This window comes from Streptomyces sp. LaBMicrA B280 (assembly GCF_049222185.1).
GTDB lineage: Bacteria > Actinomycetota > Actinomycetes > Streptomycetales > Streptomycetaceae > Streptomyces > Streptomyces murinus.
Map to the genome: position 1 here is coordinate 322,010 of NZ_JBMJCT010000044.1, position 14,583 is coordinate 336,592.

The following is a 14,583-nucleotide window of genomic DNA, read 5'->3' on the forward strand; positions in this document are numbered from 1 at the left end:
CGTGGCAGTTCAACTCCGAGACATCCACAAGACGGAACCCCTGCGCGTCCTGTCGCCCGCGGACTGGGAACACTGGATCAGCCGAGGCTATGTGATCGTGCGTCAGGCGGTGGCGCCGGACACCGTCGCCGCCCTCACCGAGGGCCTGTGCTCCTTCCTCGACATGCGCCCCGACGACCCCGCCACCTGGACCTCCCCGCACACCGGCAACGACCGGCTGCCCGGCCACAGCGGACTGGTCGAGATGTACAACCACCAGGCCCAGTGGGACGCCCGGCAGACCCCGCGGGTGTACGAGGCCTTCGCCGACCTCTGGGACCGCCCTGACCTGTGGGTCACCATCGACTTCGCCAACGTCAACCCGCCCAACCGGGGGCCGCGCGCCTTCGACGGGTTCATCCACTGGGACGTGGACACCACCGCGGACCCGCTGCCCGTGAGCTGCCAGTCGGTGCTCTCGCTGACCCACGGCGACGAGGAGGTCGGCGGCTTCCAGTGCGTGCCGGAGATCTTCGCGGAGTGGGAGAAGTGGGTGAGCGACCAGCCCGCCGACCGCGACCCGTTCACCCCGGACATCACCGGCTACCCCATCACCACGCCGGAGGTCGCCCCCGGTGACCTCGTCATCTTCAACAGCCTGCTGCCGCACGGCGTGCACCCCAACGTCTCCGACGGCCGGGTGCGCATGGCCCAGTACCTGACCATGGCACCCGCCTGGGAGGACCACGCCGATCTGCGGGAGGCCCGGGTGCGGTTCTGGCGCGACCGCGTCCCGCCGCATCCGCCGGAGGGCGGGATCCGCAAGGCCGAGGCCGACCTGTACGGCCCGGCGGCGCTGACGGAACTCGGCGAGCGCCTCCTGGGCCTGCGGACCTGGGCCGAGGGGAGGGTTGTTGGCTAGCACCACCCGGCCCGCCACCGCGCACGGCCGACGAACGGATCTGGGCCGCCCCTTCCAGTGGCTGTGGGCGTCCACGGCCGCCTCCAACGCGGGCGACGGCATCGCCCGTACGCTGCTGCCGCTGCTGGTGGTCGCCCACCATCCCGACCCGGCGGCCGTCGCCGGGCTGACCACCGTCAACATGCTGCCCTGGCTGCTGTTCGCCCTCCCCGCCGGTGTCCTCGCCGACCGCGTGGACCGGCGTCGTATCGTCCTCGGCAGCAACCTGGTCCGCGGCGCGGCGCTGCTCGGCGCGGCCCTCGTCCTCGCCACCGACCGCCCGCTGCCCCTGCTCTACGCGCTGGCGTTCCTCCTCGGCATCGCGGAGACCCTCGCCGACACGGCGGCGCCCGCGATGCTGCCGCGGCTGGTCGAGGCACGGCATCTGGAGCGCGCCAACGGACGGCTGTCGGCGGCCCAGATCGTGCTCAACGAGATGGTCGGGCCGCCCGTGGCGGGCCTGCTCGCCGGGCTGACCGCCGCGGCGGCGCTCGCCACCGGCGGCACCCTGTACGCGCTGGCCGCGCTGCTGCTCCTGGGTCTCGCCCCGCTCGCCCGCGCCACTGCCGAGAACCGCCCCGCAACGGCCCCTGAACCGGGTCCCGAGTCGAGTCCTGAGAGAGATTCCGCACCCGCCCCCGGACCTGCGCCGACCGGGGCGCGCGACGGAGTGCTGCGCGACATCCGCCAGGGTCTCCGCTTCGTCCTCGGACACCGCACCCTGCGCCTCACCCTCGCCGCGAGCGCCCTGTACGGCCTGGTGTTCTCGGCGACCTTCTCGATGCTGGTGCTGCTCAGCGAGCGCACCCTGCGGCTGAGCGAGACCGGCTACGGACTGCTGCTGGCCGCCGGGTCGGTGGGCGCCGTCGCCGGCAGCTGGCTGGCGCCCCGCGCCGCCGACCGGCTGCCCACCGTACGGCTGGCACGCTGGTCCCTGGCCGGTTCCGGGGCCGCCTACGTCACCCTCGGGCTGGTCCGCCACCCGGCCCTGGCCGCGCTCGCGCTCGCCGCCAACGGCGTCTTCATGATGGGCTGGAACATCCCCGTGCTGTCCCTGCGCCAGCGGCTCACCCCGGAGGACCTCCAGGGCCGGGTGATGAGCGTGTCCCGGCTGTGCTCGTGGGGCAGCATGCCCGTCGGCGCGACGCTGGGCGGACTGCTCGCCACCACGCTCACCGTGCCCGCGGTGTTCGTGGTGTGCGGCGGCGTGCTGGCCGTCGGCGCCCTGCTCCTGCTCGCTCCCCTGCGCGACGAACCCCCCGCGCCCACCGCACCGCTTCCACCCGGCGAACCGCACGACGGAGGATGACCATTGGACACTCAGCTCTATGACACGGTGATCGTCGGCGGCGGCCCGGCCGGCCTCAACGGCGCGCTCTACCTGGGCCGTTCACGCCGTCGCGTGCTGCTCGTCGACTCCGGTGACGCCCGCAACATGGCCGCGGGCGTCATGCACAACGTCCTCACCAACGACGGCGCGGCCATCGCCGACTTCCGGGCCCGCGCCCGCGCCCAACTCGCCTCCTACGACGTCACGTTCCGCGACGACGAGGTGGTGTCCGCCGAGTCCGGCGGCGACCATGTGGTGGTCACCACCAAGGAGTCCGGCACCGTCCGCGCCCGCGCCCTGCTGTACGCCGCCGGGGTCCGCTCGGTGCTGCCCCCGGTCCCCGGGCTGGCGGACCTGTGGGGCAAGACCGTCTTCGAGTGCCCGTACTGCCACGCCTGGGAGGTCCGCGAACGCCGCTTCGCCGTCTACGGCGGGGGCGTGCCCAGCGAGTGCCTCGCCTCGACGCTGACCGTGTGGTCCGACGACATCACCTATCTCACCGACCGGCGCGCGCTGCCCCAGGACGAGCGGGACCGGCTGACCGCCGCCGGGGTGCCGGTCCTCGCCGACGGGGTCCGCGAGCTCCGGCCGCACCCCGAGGGCGTCGGGGTCGTCTTCGCCGACGGCCGGACCGTCCCTTACGGGGCGCTGTTCCTGCATCTGGACATGGAGCCCCGGGTGGCCCCGCTGCGCCCCTGGCTGGAGGCCCCGGACCTGGAGTCGGTGCAGACCGACGACCGCGGCCGTACCAGCCTGCCCCGTCTGTACGTCGCCGGGGACCTGGGCCGGAACATGCAGCAGGCCGCGATGGCCGCGGCGAGCGGCGGACTGGCCGCCATGGCGATCAACGCCGACCTGATCCGCGAGGACCGCCCCGGCTCCCTGCCCGAGCCGCCGCCGACCCCGGCCCGCTGAGCACCCGCCCACCCACCCACGCCAGGGAGCCCCGTCACGATGGCCTCACCGCGCGCCGAGTTCGCCCCGCACATGGAGCACTACACCTTCGTCCTGGAGGACCAGCCGTATCTGGGCTACTTCCAGTACGGCAACGAGAAGACCCCCGTCTACACCACCGACCGGCACGGCTTCCGGGTCACACCGGGTCCCGGCGGGCTGCGGGCCACGGTCGGCGACGACCGCCCCGAGGGCCCGGCACGGATGCTCGCGGGCAGCTCCGCGGTCTTCGGCGTGGGCGCCACGGGTGACGAGGCCACGATCACCGCACGGCTGTGGAACGCCCACGCGCCCCGGCTGCCCTGGCTGAACCTGTCCGGCCAGAGCCACAACTCGGCCCAGGAACTGCTGCTGTTCACCCTCTTCCGGCACGAACTCCCGCCCCTTGAGGACATCGTGCTGCTCTCGGGCGTCAACAACCTGGTCCTGAGCAGGCTGCCCGAGGAGAAGCAGGGCAGGCACGGCGCCTTCTTCGACTGCGGGCCCGCCCCCGAGGTCGTACCGCCGACCGAACAACGTGTCGCGCACGCAACCGAATTGACTCTGCGTCACCTCGGCGGGTGGAAGGCGCTCGCCGACGGCCTGGGGGCCCGGCTCACCTTCGTGCTCCAGCCGCTCGCCCCCTGGGTGCGCGAGCGGCCGCTGCCCCGGGAGCAGGCGCTCTTCGACGAGCTGGACGAGGTCTCCAACTTCCGCCGGTTCCACCACGACATCTCCACCATGGCGGTCGGCCGTGCCTACGCCGAGCGGCTGGCCGCGGGATGCGCCCGGCTCGGGGTGCCCTTCCTGGACATGAACGTGGCGCTCGGCGCGGTCGCGGCGCCCGAGGACTGGCTGTTCATCGACCGGGTGCACGGCACCGACCTCGGCTACGACCTGGTGGCCCGCCAGCTCGCGAACCACCTCGATCTGGCGTGAGGAGCCCGTCGATGCGCGACCCGATGCGCGAGGACACCGGCGCGGCACCCGAATCCGCGGTCCGCCGCCTCAGCTCCTGGCTGCGGCACCGGGACCGCCCCCGCCCCGACACCCCCGCCGCCCCGGCCGACCCGCCCGCCGATCCCCCCGCCGACCCGCCCGCGCCCCCGTCCCGGCTGCGCCCGCAGCCCGAGGACGACGCCTCCGTCTACCCCCTGTTCTGACATGGGCGACGGCGAGGGCGGCGGCCCGGTCCTGGGTATCTCCGCCTATTACCACGACAGCGCGGCGGCCCTGGTGGCGGAGGGCGTCCCGCTCGCGGCGGCGCAGGAGGAGCGGTTCACCCGGCGCCGCCACGACCCCGGCTTCCCCGCCCACGCCGTGCTGTCCTGTCTGCGCCAGACCGGGCTGCGCCTGGACGAGCTGGCGGCCGTCGCCTTCTACGAGGATCCGGCGCTGAAGTTCCGCCGGGTGCTGGCCACTTGGCTGGCGACCGCCCCGCACGGCTACCCCGTCTTCCGGCGGGCGTTCCCGCAGTGGGCCGGCTGGAAGCGCCGGGCGCTGGACGATGTGCGGGCCCGGCTGCGCGCCCTGGCGCCCGGGCAGTCCCTCCCGCCGCTGGTGTCCCACCGGCACCACGCCTCGCACGCCGCGTCGGCCTTCTACCCGAGCCCGTACCCCTCGGCCGCGGTGCTCTGCGTCGACGGGGTGGGCGAGTGGACGACGACGAGTCTGTGGCACGGCCGGGGCACCGACCTCGTCCCGCTCGCGGAACTGCGCTTCCCGCACTCGCTCGGCATGCTGTACTCCGCGTTCACCTACTTCTGCGGCTTCAAGGTGGACTCGGGCGAGTACAAGCTGATGGGCCTCGCGCCCTATGGCACCCCCCGCTACGCGCCCCTGATCCGGCAGCGGCTGATCGATGTGAAACCCGACGGCTCGTTCCGTCTCGACCTGCGGTACTTCACCTTCCAGTACGGGCGGACCATGGTCGGCCGGGCCTTCGAGGAGCTGTTCGACGGGCCCCGCCGGACACCCGAAGGCCCCCTGACGGAGCGGGAGTTCGACCTGGCGGCGTCCGTGCAGCAGATCACCGAGGAGGTACTGCTGCGGCTGGCCCGCACCGCCCTGCGCCGCACCGGGGAACGGCGGCTGTGCCTGGCCGGCGGGGTCGCGCTCAACTGCGTGGCCAACGGCCGGCTGCTCACCGACGGCGGCTGCGAGGAGATCTGGGTCCAGCCGGCGGCCGGCGACGCGGGCGGGGCGCTCGGCGCGGCCCTGGCCGAGTCGCACGGCCGGGGCGCGCCCCGCCCTGGCCGAGTCGCACGGCCGGGGCGCGCCCCGCGCCCATGTGCGCCGCGGCAGGGACGCGATGGCGGGCGCGCTGCTCGGCCCCGGCTACGGCGACCGCGAGATCGAGCGGTTCCTGGAACAGGGCGGATACCCCGCCGTACGGCTCCCGGAGCGGGAGCTGGTCGAGCGGGTCGCGGCGGAGCTGGCGGGGGGCCGGGTGGTGGGCTGGTTCCAGGGGCGGATGGAGTTCGGCCCGCGCGCGCTGGGCAACCGGTCGATCCTCGCCGACCCGCGCGATCCCGCCATGCAGTCCACCCTCAACCTCAGGACCAAGTTCCGCGAGTCCTTCCGCCCGTTCGCCCCTGCCGTGCTCGCCGAGGACGCCAAGGACTGGTTCGAGCTGCCGCAGGAGAGTCCCTACATGCTGCTGACGGCGCAGGTGGCCGCCGCCCGGCGGCGGGAGTGCCCGGCCGCGGCCGAGCAGCTGACGGGCCTGGAGCTGCTGCGGGTGCCGCGCTCGACCGTCCCGGCCGTCACCCATGTCGACGGCTCGGCCCGGGTGCAGACGGTGACGGCCGAGCACAACCCCCGTTTCCACGCGCTGCTCACCGCCTTCCGGGAGCGCACGGGCTGCCCGGTGCTGGTGAACACGTCCTTCAATGTGCGCGGGGAGCCGATCGTGCGCGACCCGGCGGAGGCGTACGCCTGCTTCATGCGCACCGGGATCGATCTGCTCGTCCTCGGCGACCGCCTCCTGGACAAGCGCGACCAGCCTGTGTGGGAAGAGGAGGGCGACTGGCGTGCCACGATCCCGAGGGACTGAACGACTGCTCCACATCGGCCTGGCCGCGCTGTACTTCGCGGTGCTCACTCCGGCGGGGCTGTGCGTCCGTGCGGTGCGGGACCCGCTGCGGCGGGCGTGGGACGACGACCGCGCGAGCTACCTGGACCGCCCGGCCGACGCCCGGCGTGGCGGGCGGTCCACAGAACGCGCGGGCGGCTGACGGACCGCCATTCCAGCCGCCCCCGCCCCCGTACTCATCCGCCGTCCGGACGGATCGCCGAGGTCACCACCACACGACGGGTGCCGAGGACCAGCACCCGGGAAGTGGCCCCGGTGAAGCCGTGAGCCTTCGCCCAATCGCTCGCCTCCGGCGCACCGCCGGGCAACGGCACGTCCCGGGCGAGGAGTTCGGCGAAGCGCGGGGACGGACGGAAGTGCGTGGCCAGCGGCAGCGAGAATCCGACCCGGCCGCCCGGCCGCAGGGCGCGCCGCCAGTCGGTCAGGGCCCGGGCGCCCAGGAAGTGCAGCGAGGACGCGCAGAACACGACGTCGAGCGAGTGATCGGGAACCGGCAGCGGCACGGCGTCGCCGACCCGCCAGTCGATCGCCCCGGCGCCCGCCGGTCCGGCGGCGCGGGCCCGGCCGACGGCGATCATCTCGGGGGACAGATCGACGGCCAGGACGGGGCTCGCGGCGGCGGGGCGGTTCCGGGCGAGCTGACGGGCGACGGCTCCCGCCCCGCACGCCACATCGGCGACCGCGTCGTCCGCGCCCGGGGCCACCTGCTCGATCAGGGCCCGCGCGATCTCCTCGTGGTGCCCGTGGTCGTAGCTGTCGGCCAACTCGTCGAACACACCGGCCAGGACTGCGCTCTGGATCACCGTCCGATCGTAGCCGCACGCCGGGATCCGCCGGGGCGCGCACCGCTCAGTCCGGCCACACGCCGGTGGCCAGCAGCGTCTCGATCGCCGTCGTGTACGGCGCGATGTCCAGGCCCTGCTCCGTGAGCCACGCGTCCGAGTAGTACTTGTCGAGATACCGGTCGCCCGGGTCGCACAGCAGGGTGACGACACTGCCGGTGCGGCCCTCGGCCACCATCTCGGAGACGATCTTCAGTGAGCTCCACAGCCCGGTTCCGGTGGAGCCGCCCGCCTTGCGGCCGATGACCCCTTCCAGGGCCCGTACGGCGGCGACGCTGGCCGCGTCCGGGACCTTCATCATCCGGTCGATCGCGCCGGGCACGAAGCTCGGCTCCATGCGCGGCCGGCCGATGCCCTCGATCCGGGAGCCGCAGTCGCAGGTGACGTCCGGGTCGCCGCTGGTCCAGCCCTCGAAGAAACAGGAGTTGTCCGGGTCGGCGACGCAGATACGGGTGTCGTACTGCATGTAGTGCACATAGCGGGCGAGCGTCGCCGAGGTGCCGCCGGTGCCCGCCGTGGCGACGATCCAGGCCGGCTCCGGGAACCGCTCCAACTCCAGCTGGCGGAAGATCGATTCGGCGATGTTGTTGTTGCCGCGCCAGTCGGTGGCCCGCTCGGCGTAGGTGAACTGGTCCATGTAGTGGCCGCCGGTCTCCACCGCGAGGCGGGCGGACTCCTCGTACATCTTGCGGGAGTCGTCCACGAAGTGGCAGCGGCCGCCGTGGAACTCGATCAGTCGGCACTTCTCGGCGCTGGTCGTGCGGGGCATGACCGCAATAAAGGGCACCCCGATCAGCTTGGCGAAGTACGCCTCGGAGACGGCGGTGGAGCCGCTGGACGCCTCGATCACCGGGCGGCCGGGGCGGATCCAGCCATTGCAGAGGCCGTAGAGGAACAGCGAACGGGCGAGGCGGTGCTTGAGGCTGCCGGTGGGGTGTGTCGACTCGTCCTTCAGATAGAGGTCGATGCCCCAGCGCTCGGGCAGCGGAAAGCGCAGGAGGTGGGTGTCGGCCGAGCGATTGGCATCGGCCTGCACCTTGCGGACGGCCTCTTTCAGCCAGTCGCGATAGGCGGGGTCGGTACGGTCGACATCGAGGGTGGCGCCGGTCCTGGCCTGGTGGGTGATGCTCACGTCGGTGCTCCTTACGCTCTGCGCCGACGGCGCCTCGGGCGGGCCGGCACTTTCGAGCATAGGCATCTTTCAGACCGCTTCCCACCTGCATAAACGCATCTTTGGGCGGCCCAAAGAGACCCTGGGGCACAGGCGTACGAGCGGCCTGCGCGTGCCGCCGCGCGTGCTCCGGGCCGCTGTCGTGCGCGCCCCCGCGCGCACTGGTGCTCCGCCCTGTGGCGCGGCAGACTGCACGCGTCGGGACTTCGGTCCCGTACGCGGACGGGGGCGCACACCGGAACACGGGAACACGCGCGCAAGGGGGCGGCGAGGGATGGCGGAGCCGGAGTTCACGGCCAAGGGCGTGCGGATCGGGAAACGCATGCGCTCGCTCACCCGGGCCGGACAGGTCCGGATCAATGACGGCAGGGTGGAGTTGCTCAACAGTTACGGCAGCGAGATCGACAGCGCGCCGGTGCAGGCGGTGCGCGCCTCCAAGCCGTGGTTCGCGCCGGACGACAAGGCGCTGGCCGACATCAACGGCCAGCGGTACCTGCTGACCCTGGCCGACCACGACCCCGCCCCGGGCGAGGCGGGCACCCCCGCGGCCCGCCGCTTCATCGAGGCGGTCCGCCGCGCGGCGGGACGCGGCGGCTGAAGGGGACCGAGGCCCGCGGCGGCGCATCGCCCGGGGTGGCACACGGTGCCCCGGCGCCACGGCTGCGACGTCCGGTCCGGGGCGAACGCCGCGATGTCCGGGGCGAACGCGGCGCGGCGTCCGACGGCACGCGGTGCCCGGTCGGCACGCGCTGTCCGGACGGCGTACGGCGCCCGGCCGGCACGCGGTGCCCGCAGGCCGGGCGGCGCCAATCCACCGAGGGGCACGCGGTGTTCGGTCGATCGGCACCGCACCGGACACCGGTGATCAGGGCACCAGAATCCACCGTCCGCAGCCATCCGGACGCGGCGAGTTGCATCACTCCGCCCCCTGCGCCACGCTGGTCTCACGTCACTCTGGGTTTACCGGCGATAACGCTGCGAACCAGCCCGCCGGCCACCGACAGCAGGCGGCCGCTTTCCCGGGGGGCCTGCTGGATCCGTTGTTCTCCGTGTTTTCCGGTTCCGTTCCGGACCTCACACCGGGGAGTCGCAGCCGTGATCAGTCACCCAAGCAGGCACTGCACGGTGGAGCTCCAAGCCCTGCCGTCGCGGATCGGCCAGGTCCGCAGAATCGTATCTGCGCAATTGCGCTACTGGCATCTGGACCCGTTGATAGACCGAGCCGCGCTCGGCGTGACCGAGCTGCTCAGCAACGTCCACCGACATGCCAGGCCCGACAAGTCGTGCACCGTCGAGCTGGAGCTGCGACCGGACCGGCTCACCGTGTCGGTACGCGACCATGATCCGCGACTGCCGGTACCGGCCGACGACACGGACATGGACGCGGGAGACACCACACCGCTCGCCACCTGCGGGCGGGGCCTCGCCATGGTCGCCGCGGTCAGCGAGAGCTGGGGCGCGCGGCCGGACGGTGACAACGGCAAGGTCGTCTGGTTCACCCTGCCCGCGACGCCCGGCCTCGCGGCCCGGGTGCCGTGCCGCACCCCGGAACACCAGCCGACGCCCACCCCGGTCGCGGCGGGCGCCGTCGGTACGGCGGCCCCCGCGGCCGTCCCGGCGGCGGTCACGACCGCCCCCGGCGGGCAGGAACTGGCCGCCACCCAGCCGGTCCCGGCGGGCACGGGCTGAACCGGACCGGCGGGCAGGCGCCCGGCGGCACGGTGTACGGCGAGCGGCGACGGGCCGCCCGCCGTACACCCGCGCACCCCCGGGACGAACAACGGCACGAACAACAGGGCAAGCAGCGGGACGAGCGGCGGGGCGAGCATTTCCGCATCTGCCGACCTCTCTGTATCTACTAGTATGTACACTGACTCCATGAGCACCTCCGAACGACTCATCGAGTCAACCCGCGACCTGCTCTGGGAGCGCGGCTACGTGGGCACCAGCCCCAAGGCGATCCTGGAGCGCGCGGGCGCGGGCCAGGGCAGCATGTACCACCACTTCAAGGGCAAGCCGGACCTCGCCCTGACGGCGATCCGGCGCACCGCCGAGCAGTTGCGGGCGGCGGCCGAACGCTCCCTGGAGGCCCCCGGCACGCCGTACGAGCGCATCGAGGCGTATCTGCGCCGCGAACGCGAGGTGCTGCGCGGCTGCCCGGTCGGGCGGCTGACCATGGACCCGGACGTGATCGCCAGCGACGAACTGCGCGCCCCGGTGGACGAGACCCTCGCGGCGATCCGGGAGCGGATCGCCGGGATCGTCGAAGAGGGCAAGCGGCAGGGGCAGTTCGCGCCGGAGCTGGACGCCGGACGGATCGCCGCGACGATCCTCGCGACCGTGCAGGGCGGCTATGTGCTGGCCCGCGCCGCCGGTTCCCCCGCCGCCTTCGACGCGGCCGTCGACGGTCTGCTCGTCCTCCTCGCACCCCGAACCGCCTGAGAACAGGGGCCACTTGATGCATGCCATGCAGTACGAGGTGACGCTGCCCGCGGACTACGACACGGGCGTCATCCGTGCCCGTGTCGACCGCCTCGGGCATCTGCTGGACGACTGGGAGGGGCTCGGCCTCAAGGCGTATCTGCTGCGGGAACGCGGTGTCCACGGCTCACCGGTCAACGAGTACGCGCCGTTTTATCTGTGGCACACGGTCGAGGGCATGAACCGCTTCCTGTGGGGCGGCGGGTTCCAGCGCCTGGCCGATGACTTCGGGCGGCCGGCCGTACGCCAGTGGACGGGGCTCGGTTACGCGGAGGGCACCGGCACCCGTGCCGCGTTCGCCGTGCGGCGCGGGCAACCGGTCCCGGAAGGGGCGGACTTGCCGTCCCTGATGGAGGAAGCGGCCGGTGCGGCCGAGCGGTTGGCCGCCGAGGACGGTGCCGTGCTGGCCGCGACGGCCGCCGACCCGCACCGCTGGGAGCTGGTCCACTTCTCCCTGTGGGAGCACGACACCCCCAAGGCCGAGGGCGACCTCTTCCGGGTGCTGCATCTGTCCGCCCCCGGCCGCGACCGGCTCCCGCGCGGGAGGCACTGGTGATCCGTACGGTCCTCGGCGACATCCATCCGCAGGAGCTGGGGGTGTGCGACGCCCACGACCATCTCTTCCTGCGCAGCAGGCAGTTGCCGGGCAGGGAACTGGACGACGTCGCCGCCGCGCGGGCCGAACTGGAGGCGTTCCGGGCGGAGGGCGGTGCCGCGGTCGTGCAGTGGACACCGCACGGCATGGGCCGCCGCGCGGCCGACCTCGCGAACCTGTCCCGGGCCACCGGGGTGCACCTGGTCTGTGCGACGGGACTGCACCAAGCCCCGCACGTGGCACGGGAGTTGCTGGAGGGGCTGCGCGGCCGGCTGGCCGAGGTCTTCGTCACCGAGCTGACCGAGGGCATCGGCACGACCGGGGTACGGGCCGGGCTGATCAAGGTGGCGGGCGGATTCCACACGCTCGACGCGCACGCCCGCTGGACCATGGCCGCGGCGGCCGAGGCGCACCATGCGACCGGCGCGACCGTCGCCGTCCACCTGGAACTGGGCACCGGCGCGCTCGACGTACTCGACCTGCTCTGCGGTGAGTTGGGTGTTCCGGGTGAGCGGGTGATCCTCGGCCATCTGAACCGCTTCCCCGACCCGGTGACCCAGCGGCAGGCCGCCGCCTCCGGCTGCTGGCTCGCCTTCGACGGCCCCTCCCGCGCGAACCACGCCACCGACTGGCAGATGCCGACCGCCGCCCGCGCCCTCGCGGAGGCCGGCTTCGGCGACCGTCTGCTGCTCGGGGGCGACACGGTGACCGCGGGAGCGCGCTCGGTCGACGGCGGACCGGGGATGCCGTACCTGCTACGACGCCTGCGCCCGCGCCTGGCCGCGGAGTTGGGCCCGGAACTGGTCGACCGGATCCTCACCGAGAACCCGGGGAGGGCGTTCTCCGTCGACTGGGCGTGACGGTGACGGTCCCGGCGGCCATCATGTCCGGCATGACGTCGGCGCACCACGAGTGGCTCATCGTCGCCGCGTACGAGAACGCGCGGGGCCGTCCGCGCCGGACGACGGCCGGGCGCGCTTGACCGCGTCAACGCGGCATCGACCGGATGCCGTTCGGGCCCCGGTGGGATCGCCTGGGCGCGCGCCCGCGGGACCGGCGCCGACGGCCGCTGGCGCGGCTGGTACGACGGCCGGGCCCGCGCCGATGCCCTGTGAAAGCTCGGCCCGTACCCCGACCGGCCGGTGGCATGCCGGGGCCGGGCGGCGGGGGTGACTCACGCCGCCGAGGTGTTCAGCGCAGTGCGGCCAGCGGGTCGTCCAGGACCGGCTGCCAGGCCAGTTCGGCGGCGCCGACGAGGCTGTTGTGGTCCAGGGTGCACGGCAGGATCGGGACGCCGCCGCTCTGGCCCCACAGGCTGCGGTCGGCGACCACCGCGCGCAATCGGCTCGGATCGGCGTCCAGCAGGGTGCGGTGGAGGCCGCCGAGGATGATCCGGTCGGGGTTGAGGATGTTGACGAGACCGGCGAGTCCGAGGCCCAGCCGGTCGATCAGGGCCTCGGCGGCGCGGCGCACGGCGGGGTCGTCGTACTGGGTGCGCAGCAGGTCGTCCGCCTGCTTCAGGAGCGAGTCCTCGGGGCCCGGCTCGCGGCCGGCCTCCACGAGCAGCGCCAGCGGATCGGCCTCGACGTCCAGGCAGCCCCGGCCGCCGCAGTGACAGGGGCGGCCCTCGGGGTTGACGGTGAGGTGCCCGACCTCCAGGGCGAGCCCTGAACTGCCGGTGTGCAGACGGCCGTCGAGGACGAGCGCGCCGCCGACACCCCGGTGTCCGGTGGCCACGCACAGCAGGTCGCGGGCGCCCCGGCCCGCGCCATGCCGGTGTTCGGCGAGCGCCGCGAGATTGACGTCATTGCCGGTGAACGCGGGCCCGGGGATGCCCGCCGCGCGCACGCACTCCTCGAACAGGCGGCGGACCGGCGCCCCGACGGGCCAGGCGAGGTGCAGCGGGTTGAGGGCGAGGCCCTCGGGCTGGGCGACGGCGGACGGCACGGCGAGCCCGGCGCCGACACAGCGGCGGCCGGTGCCGCGCAGCAGTTCCGCGCCCGCCTCGACCACCGAGCCGAGCACCTTCGCCGGGTCGGCGGCCACGGTCTCGCAGCCGGGCGCGGTGGCCACGATCCGGCCGCCGAGGCCGACCAGCGCGGCCCGGAAGCCGTCGGCGTGCACCTGCGCGGCCAGTGCGACCGGGCCCTCCTCGGCGACATCGAGCCGGTGCGAGGGGCGGCCCTGGGAGCCGGCCGCGGCGGGGCGGGCGTCCACCCGGATCAGGCCGAGGGCCTCCAGTTCGGCGGCGACCGCGCCGGCCGTCGCCCGGGTGACGCCGAGTTCGGCGGTGAGCACGGCCCGGGTCGGCGCCCGTCCGGTGTGCACCAGTTCGAGGGCGGGTCCGAGCGCGCCCCGGCCCCGGTCCAGCCGTGCCCTCGTGGTGGTCCTCTCCCCCGCCGCCCGGGGTTCCGCCTCGCCGCTCATGAGGGCGAGTCTCCCATGATCCGCCCCGCCCGTGGCCCGCGCCGCCGTCACAGCCCGCTCACCCGCAGCGTGATGTTCAGCCGCCCGGCCAGCCCCAGCCGGGGCGGTGCCGTGCCCGGGTGGACCCGGGGCACCCCGTGGTAGGCGGCGCGGGCGGGGCCGCCGAAGACGAACAGGTCACCGCTGCGCAGCTCGACATCGGTGTACGGCCGGGTCCGCGTCGCGGTGTTGCCGAAGCGGAAGACGCAGGTGTCACCGAGGCTCAGGGAGACCACCGGTGCGTCGGCCCGTTCGTCGCTGTCGCGGTGCATGCCCATGTGGGCGGCGCCGTCGTAGAAGTTGATCAGCGCGATGTCGTACGGCGGCCCGGGTACGGCCGCCGGTCCGAGCGCGTCGGCCACCGCGCGCCGTGCCACCTCGCCGAGCCACCCGGGGAAGGGCTTGACCGGGGCGCCGTCGCCGTCGACGGCCGTAGGGGTGTACGCGTAGGGGTACTGATGGGGGCCGGGGCAGCCGGGGTTGTCCCGTAGGGGCCGTCCGCAGGCGGGGCAGCCGCGTACGACGCCCCAGTGCAGGCCGAGGCAGACCTGGCGGGCGGTCATGGTGCCGCCGCCCGGGGTGCGCACGGTGCGCAGCCCGGCCGGGGGCCGTGCCCAGTCCCGGCAGGCGGCGAGGAGTTCACGCTGGCGCTCGGCCGGCAGCCAGTCCGGGATGTGCGCGGCGCCCGGCGCGGGCTCCGCGCGCTCCCGGGGGAACAGTTCCGCGTCCAC

General features: G+C 74.0%; 16 protein-coding genes and 1 pseudogene. 13 read left to right on the forward strand and 4 right to left on the reverse strand.

Translation table 11 applies throughout. The features are described from left to right. Nucleotide 1: 1 nt before the first annotated feature. The 8 genes and pseudogenes from ACLF5H_RS29770 (at nucleotide 2) to ACLF5H_RS29805 (ending at nucleotide 6,439) form a co-directional block, all read left to right on the forward strand. Nucleotides 2-901: a phytanoyl-CoA dioxygenase family protein gene (locus ACLF5H_RS29770; protein WP_421679078.1), complete on the forward strand. Its 900-nt coding sequence runs from the start codon at nucleotides 2-4 to the stop codon at nucleotides 899-901. Further along, nucleotides 894-2,249 carry an MFS transporter gene (locus tag ACLF5H_RS29775; protein ID WP_421679079.1) on the forward strand — a complete coding sequence of 452 codons (1,356 nt, stop codon included), beginning with the start codon at nucleotides 894-896 and terminating at the stop codon, nucleotides 2,247-2,249. The genes ACLF5H_RS29770 and ACLF5H_RS29775 overlap by 8 nt, the downstream gene beginning before the upstream one ends. 3 nt (nucleotides 2,250-2,252) lie before the next feature. After that, nucleotides 2,253-3,185, forward strand: a complete 933-nt coding sequence (locus tag ACLF5H_RS29780) for an NAD(P)/FAD-dependent oxidoreductase (RefSeq protein ID WP_421679080.1) — start codon at nucleotides 2,253-2,255, stop codon at nucleotides 3,183-3,185. A gap of 39 nt (nucleotides 3,186-3,224) precedes the next feature. Beyond that, nucleotides 3,225-4,142, forward strand: a complete 918-nt coding sequence (locus ACLF5H_RS29785) for an SGNH/GDSL hydrolase family protein (RefSeq protein ID WP_421679081.1) — start codon at nucleotides 3,225-3,227, stop codon at nucleotides 4,140-4,142. Between the two features lie 11 nt (nucleotides 4,143-4,153). Further along, nucleotides 4,154-4,366 carry a hypothetical protein gene (locus tag ACLF5H_RS29790; protein WP_421679082.1) on the forward strand — a complete coding sequence of 71 codons (213 nt, stop codon included), beginning with the start codon at nucleotides 4,154-4,156 and terminating at the stop codon, nucleotides 4,364-4,366. 1 nt (nucleotide 4,367) lies between these two features. After that, nucleotides 4,368-5,363, forward strand: a pseudogene (locus ACLF5H_RS29795) (carbamoyltransferase); the annotation flags it as partial. Between the two features lie 151 nt (nucleotides 5,364-5,514). Continuing rightward, entirely contained in the window at nucleotides 5,515-6,258 is a 744-nt protein-coding gene (locus ACLF5H_RS29800) for a carbamoyltransferase C-terminal domain-containing protein (RefSeq protein WP_421679083.1), read from the forward strand. Then, nucleotides 6,236-6,439 (forward strand): hypothetical protein, encoded by a 204-nt coding sequence (locus ACLF5H_RS29805; protein WP_421679084.1) that lies wholly within the window; start codon nucleotides 6,236-6,238, stop codon nucleotides 6,437-6,439. Before ACLF5H_RS29800 ends, ACLF5H_RS29805 begins: the two co-directional genes overlap by 23 nt. A gap of 34 nt (nucleotides 6,440-6,473) precedes the next feature. Here ACLF5H_RS29805 and ACLF5H_RS29810 read toward each other — a convergent pair whose 3' ends face one another. Both ACLF5H_RS29810 and ACLF5H_RS29815 read right to left on the reverse strand, forming a co-directional pair. Further along, the gene (locus tag ACLF5H_RS29810; protein WP_421679085.1) at nucleotides 6,474-7,100 is read right to left on the reverse strand and encodes a class I SAM-dependent methyltransferase; all 627 of its coding nucleotides are present in this window, start codon (nucleotides 7,098-7,100) and stop codon (nucleotides 6,474-6,476) included. 46 nt (nucleotides 7,101-7,146) lie between these two features. Beyond that, nucleotides 7,147-8,271, reverse strand: coding sequence for a PLP-dependent cysteine synthase family protein (locus ACLF5H_RS29815; protein ID WP_421679086.1), 1,125 nt, complete (start codon nucleotides 8,269-8,271; stop codon nucleotides 7,147-7,149). A gap of 313 nt (nucleotides 8,272-8,584) precedes the next feature. On the opposite strand from ACLF5H_RS29815, the gene ACLF5H_RS29820 reads away from it, so the two are divergent. The 5 genes from ACLF5H_RS29820 (at nucleotide 8,585) to ACLF5H_RS29840 (ending at nucleotide 12,246) form a co-directional block, all read left to right on the forward strand. Next, on the forward strand, nucleotides 8,585-8,908 hold the full coding sequence (locus ACLF5H_RS29820) for a hypothetical protein (RefSeq protein WP_421679087.1): 324 nt from the start codon (nucleotides 8,585-8,587) through the stop codon (nucleotides 8,906-8,908). A 497-nt stretch (nucleotides 8,909-9,405) separates the two neighbouring features. Continuing rightward, nucleotides 9,406-9,999, forward strand: coding sequence for an ATP-binding protein (locus tag ACLF5H_RS29825; RefSeq protein ID WP_421679088.1), 594 nt, complete (start codon nucleotides 9,406-9,408; stop codon nucleotides 9,997-9,999). Nucleotides 10,000-10,188: 189 nt separating this feature from the next. After that, the gene (locus ACLF5H_RS29830; RefSeq protein ID WP_421679089.1) at nucleotides 10,189-10,752 is read left to right on the forward strand and encodes a TetR/AcrR family transcriptional regulator; all 564 of its coding nucleotides are present in this window, start codon (nucleotides 10,189-10,191) and stop codon (nucleotides 10,750-10,752) included. A 16-nt stretch (nucleotides 10,753-10,768) separates the two neighbouring features. Beyond that, the gene (locus ACLF5H_RS29835; protein WP_421679090.1) at nucleotides 10,769-11,347 is read left to right on the forward strand and encodes a DUF4865 family protein; all 579 of its coding nucleotides are present in this window, start codon (nucleotides 10,769-10,771) and stop codon (nucleotides 11,345-11,347) included. Further along, nucleotides 11,344-12,246 carry a phosphotriesterase family protein gene (locus ACLF5H_RS29840; RefSeq protein ID WP_421679091.1) on the forward strand — a complete coding sequence of 301 codons (903 nt, stop codon included), beginning with the start codon at nucleotides 11,344-11,346 and terminating at the stop codon, nucleotides 12,244-12,246. The genes ACLF5H_RS29835 and ACLF5H_RS29840 overlap by 4 nt, the downstream gene beginning before the upstream one ends. 331 nt (nucleotides 12,247-12,577) lie before the next feature. Here ACLF5H_RS29840 and ACLF5H_RS29845 read toward each other — a convergent pair whose 3' ends face one another. Continuing rightward, nucleotides 12,578-13,813, reverse strand: a complete 1,236-nt coding sequence (locus ACLF5H_RS29845; RefSeq protein WP_421679092.1) for an ROK family protein — start codon at nucleotides 13,811-13,813, stop codon at nucleotides 12,578-12,580. Nucleotides 13,814-13,860: 47 nt separating this feature from the next. Continuing rightward, nucleotides 13,861-14,583 (reverse strand): alpha-ketoglutarate-dependent dioxygenase AlkB family protein, encoded by a 723-nt coding sequence (locus tag ACLF5H_RS29850; protein ID WP_421679093.1) that lies wholly within the window; start codon nucleotides 14,581-14,583, stop codon nucleotides 13,861-13,863.

Excerpts from the sequence above, each read along its gene's own strand:
- ACLF5H_RS29845 (WP_421679092.1), bottom strand. The coding sequence starts at position 13,813 with ATGAGCGGCGAGGCGGAACCCCGGGCGGCGGGGGAGAGGACCACCACG.
- ACLF5H_RS29830 (WP_421679089.1), top strand. The coding sequence starts at position 10,189 with ATGAGCACCTCCGAACGACTCATCGAGTCAACCCGCGACCTGCTCTGG.
- ACLF5H_RS29800 (WP_421679083.1), top strand. The coding sequence starts at position 5,515 with ATGGCGGGCGCGCTGCTCGGCCCCGGCTACGGCGACCGCGAGATCGAG.
- ACLF5H_RS29835 (WP_421679090.1), top strand. The coding sequence starts at position 10,769 with ATGCATGCCATGCAGTACGAGGTGACGCTGCCCGCGGACTACGACACG.
- ACLF5H_RS29820 (WP_421679087.1), top strand. The coding sequence starts at position 8,585 with ATGGCGGAGCCGGAGTTCACGGCCAAGGGCGTGCGGATCGGGAAACGC.
- ACLF5H_RS29785 (WP_421679081.1), top strand. The coding sequence starts at position 3,225 with ATGGCCTCACCGCGCGCCGAGTTCGCCCCGCACATGGAGCACTACACC.
- ACLF5H_RS29790 (WP_421679082.1), top strand. The coding sequence starts at position 4,154 with ATGCGCGACCCGATGCGCGAGGACACCGGCGCGGCACCCGAATCCGCG.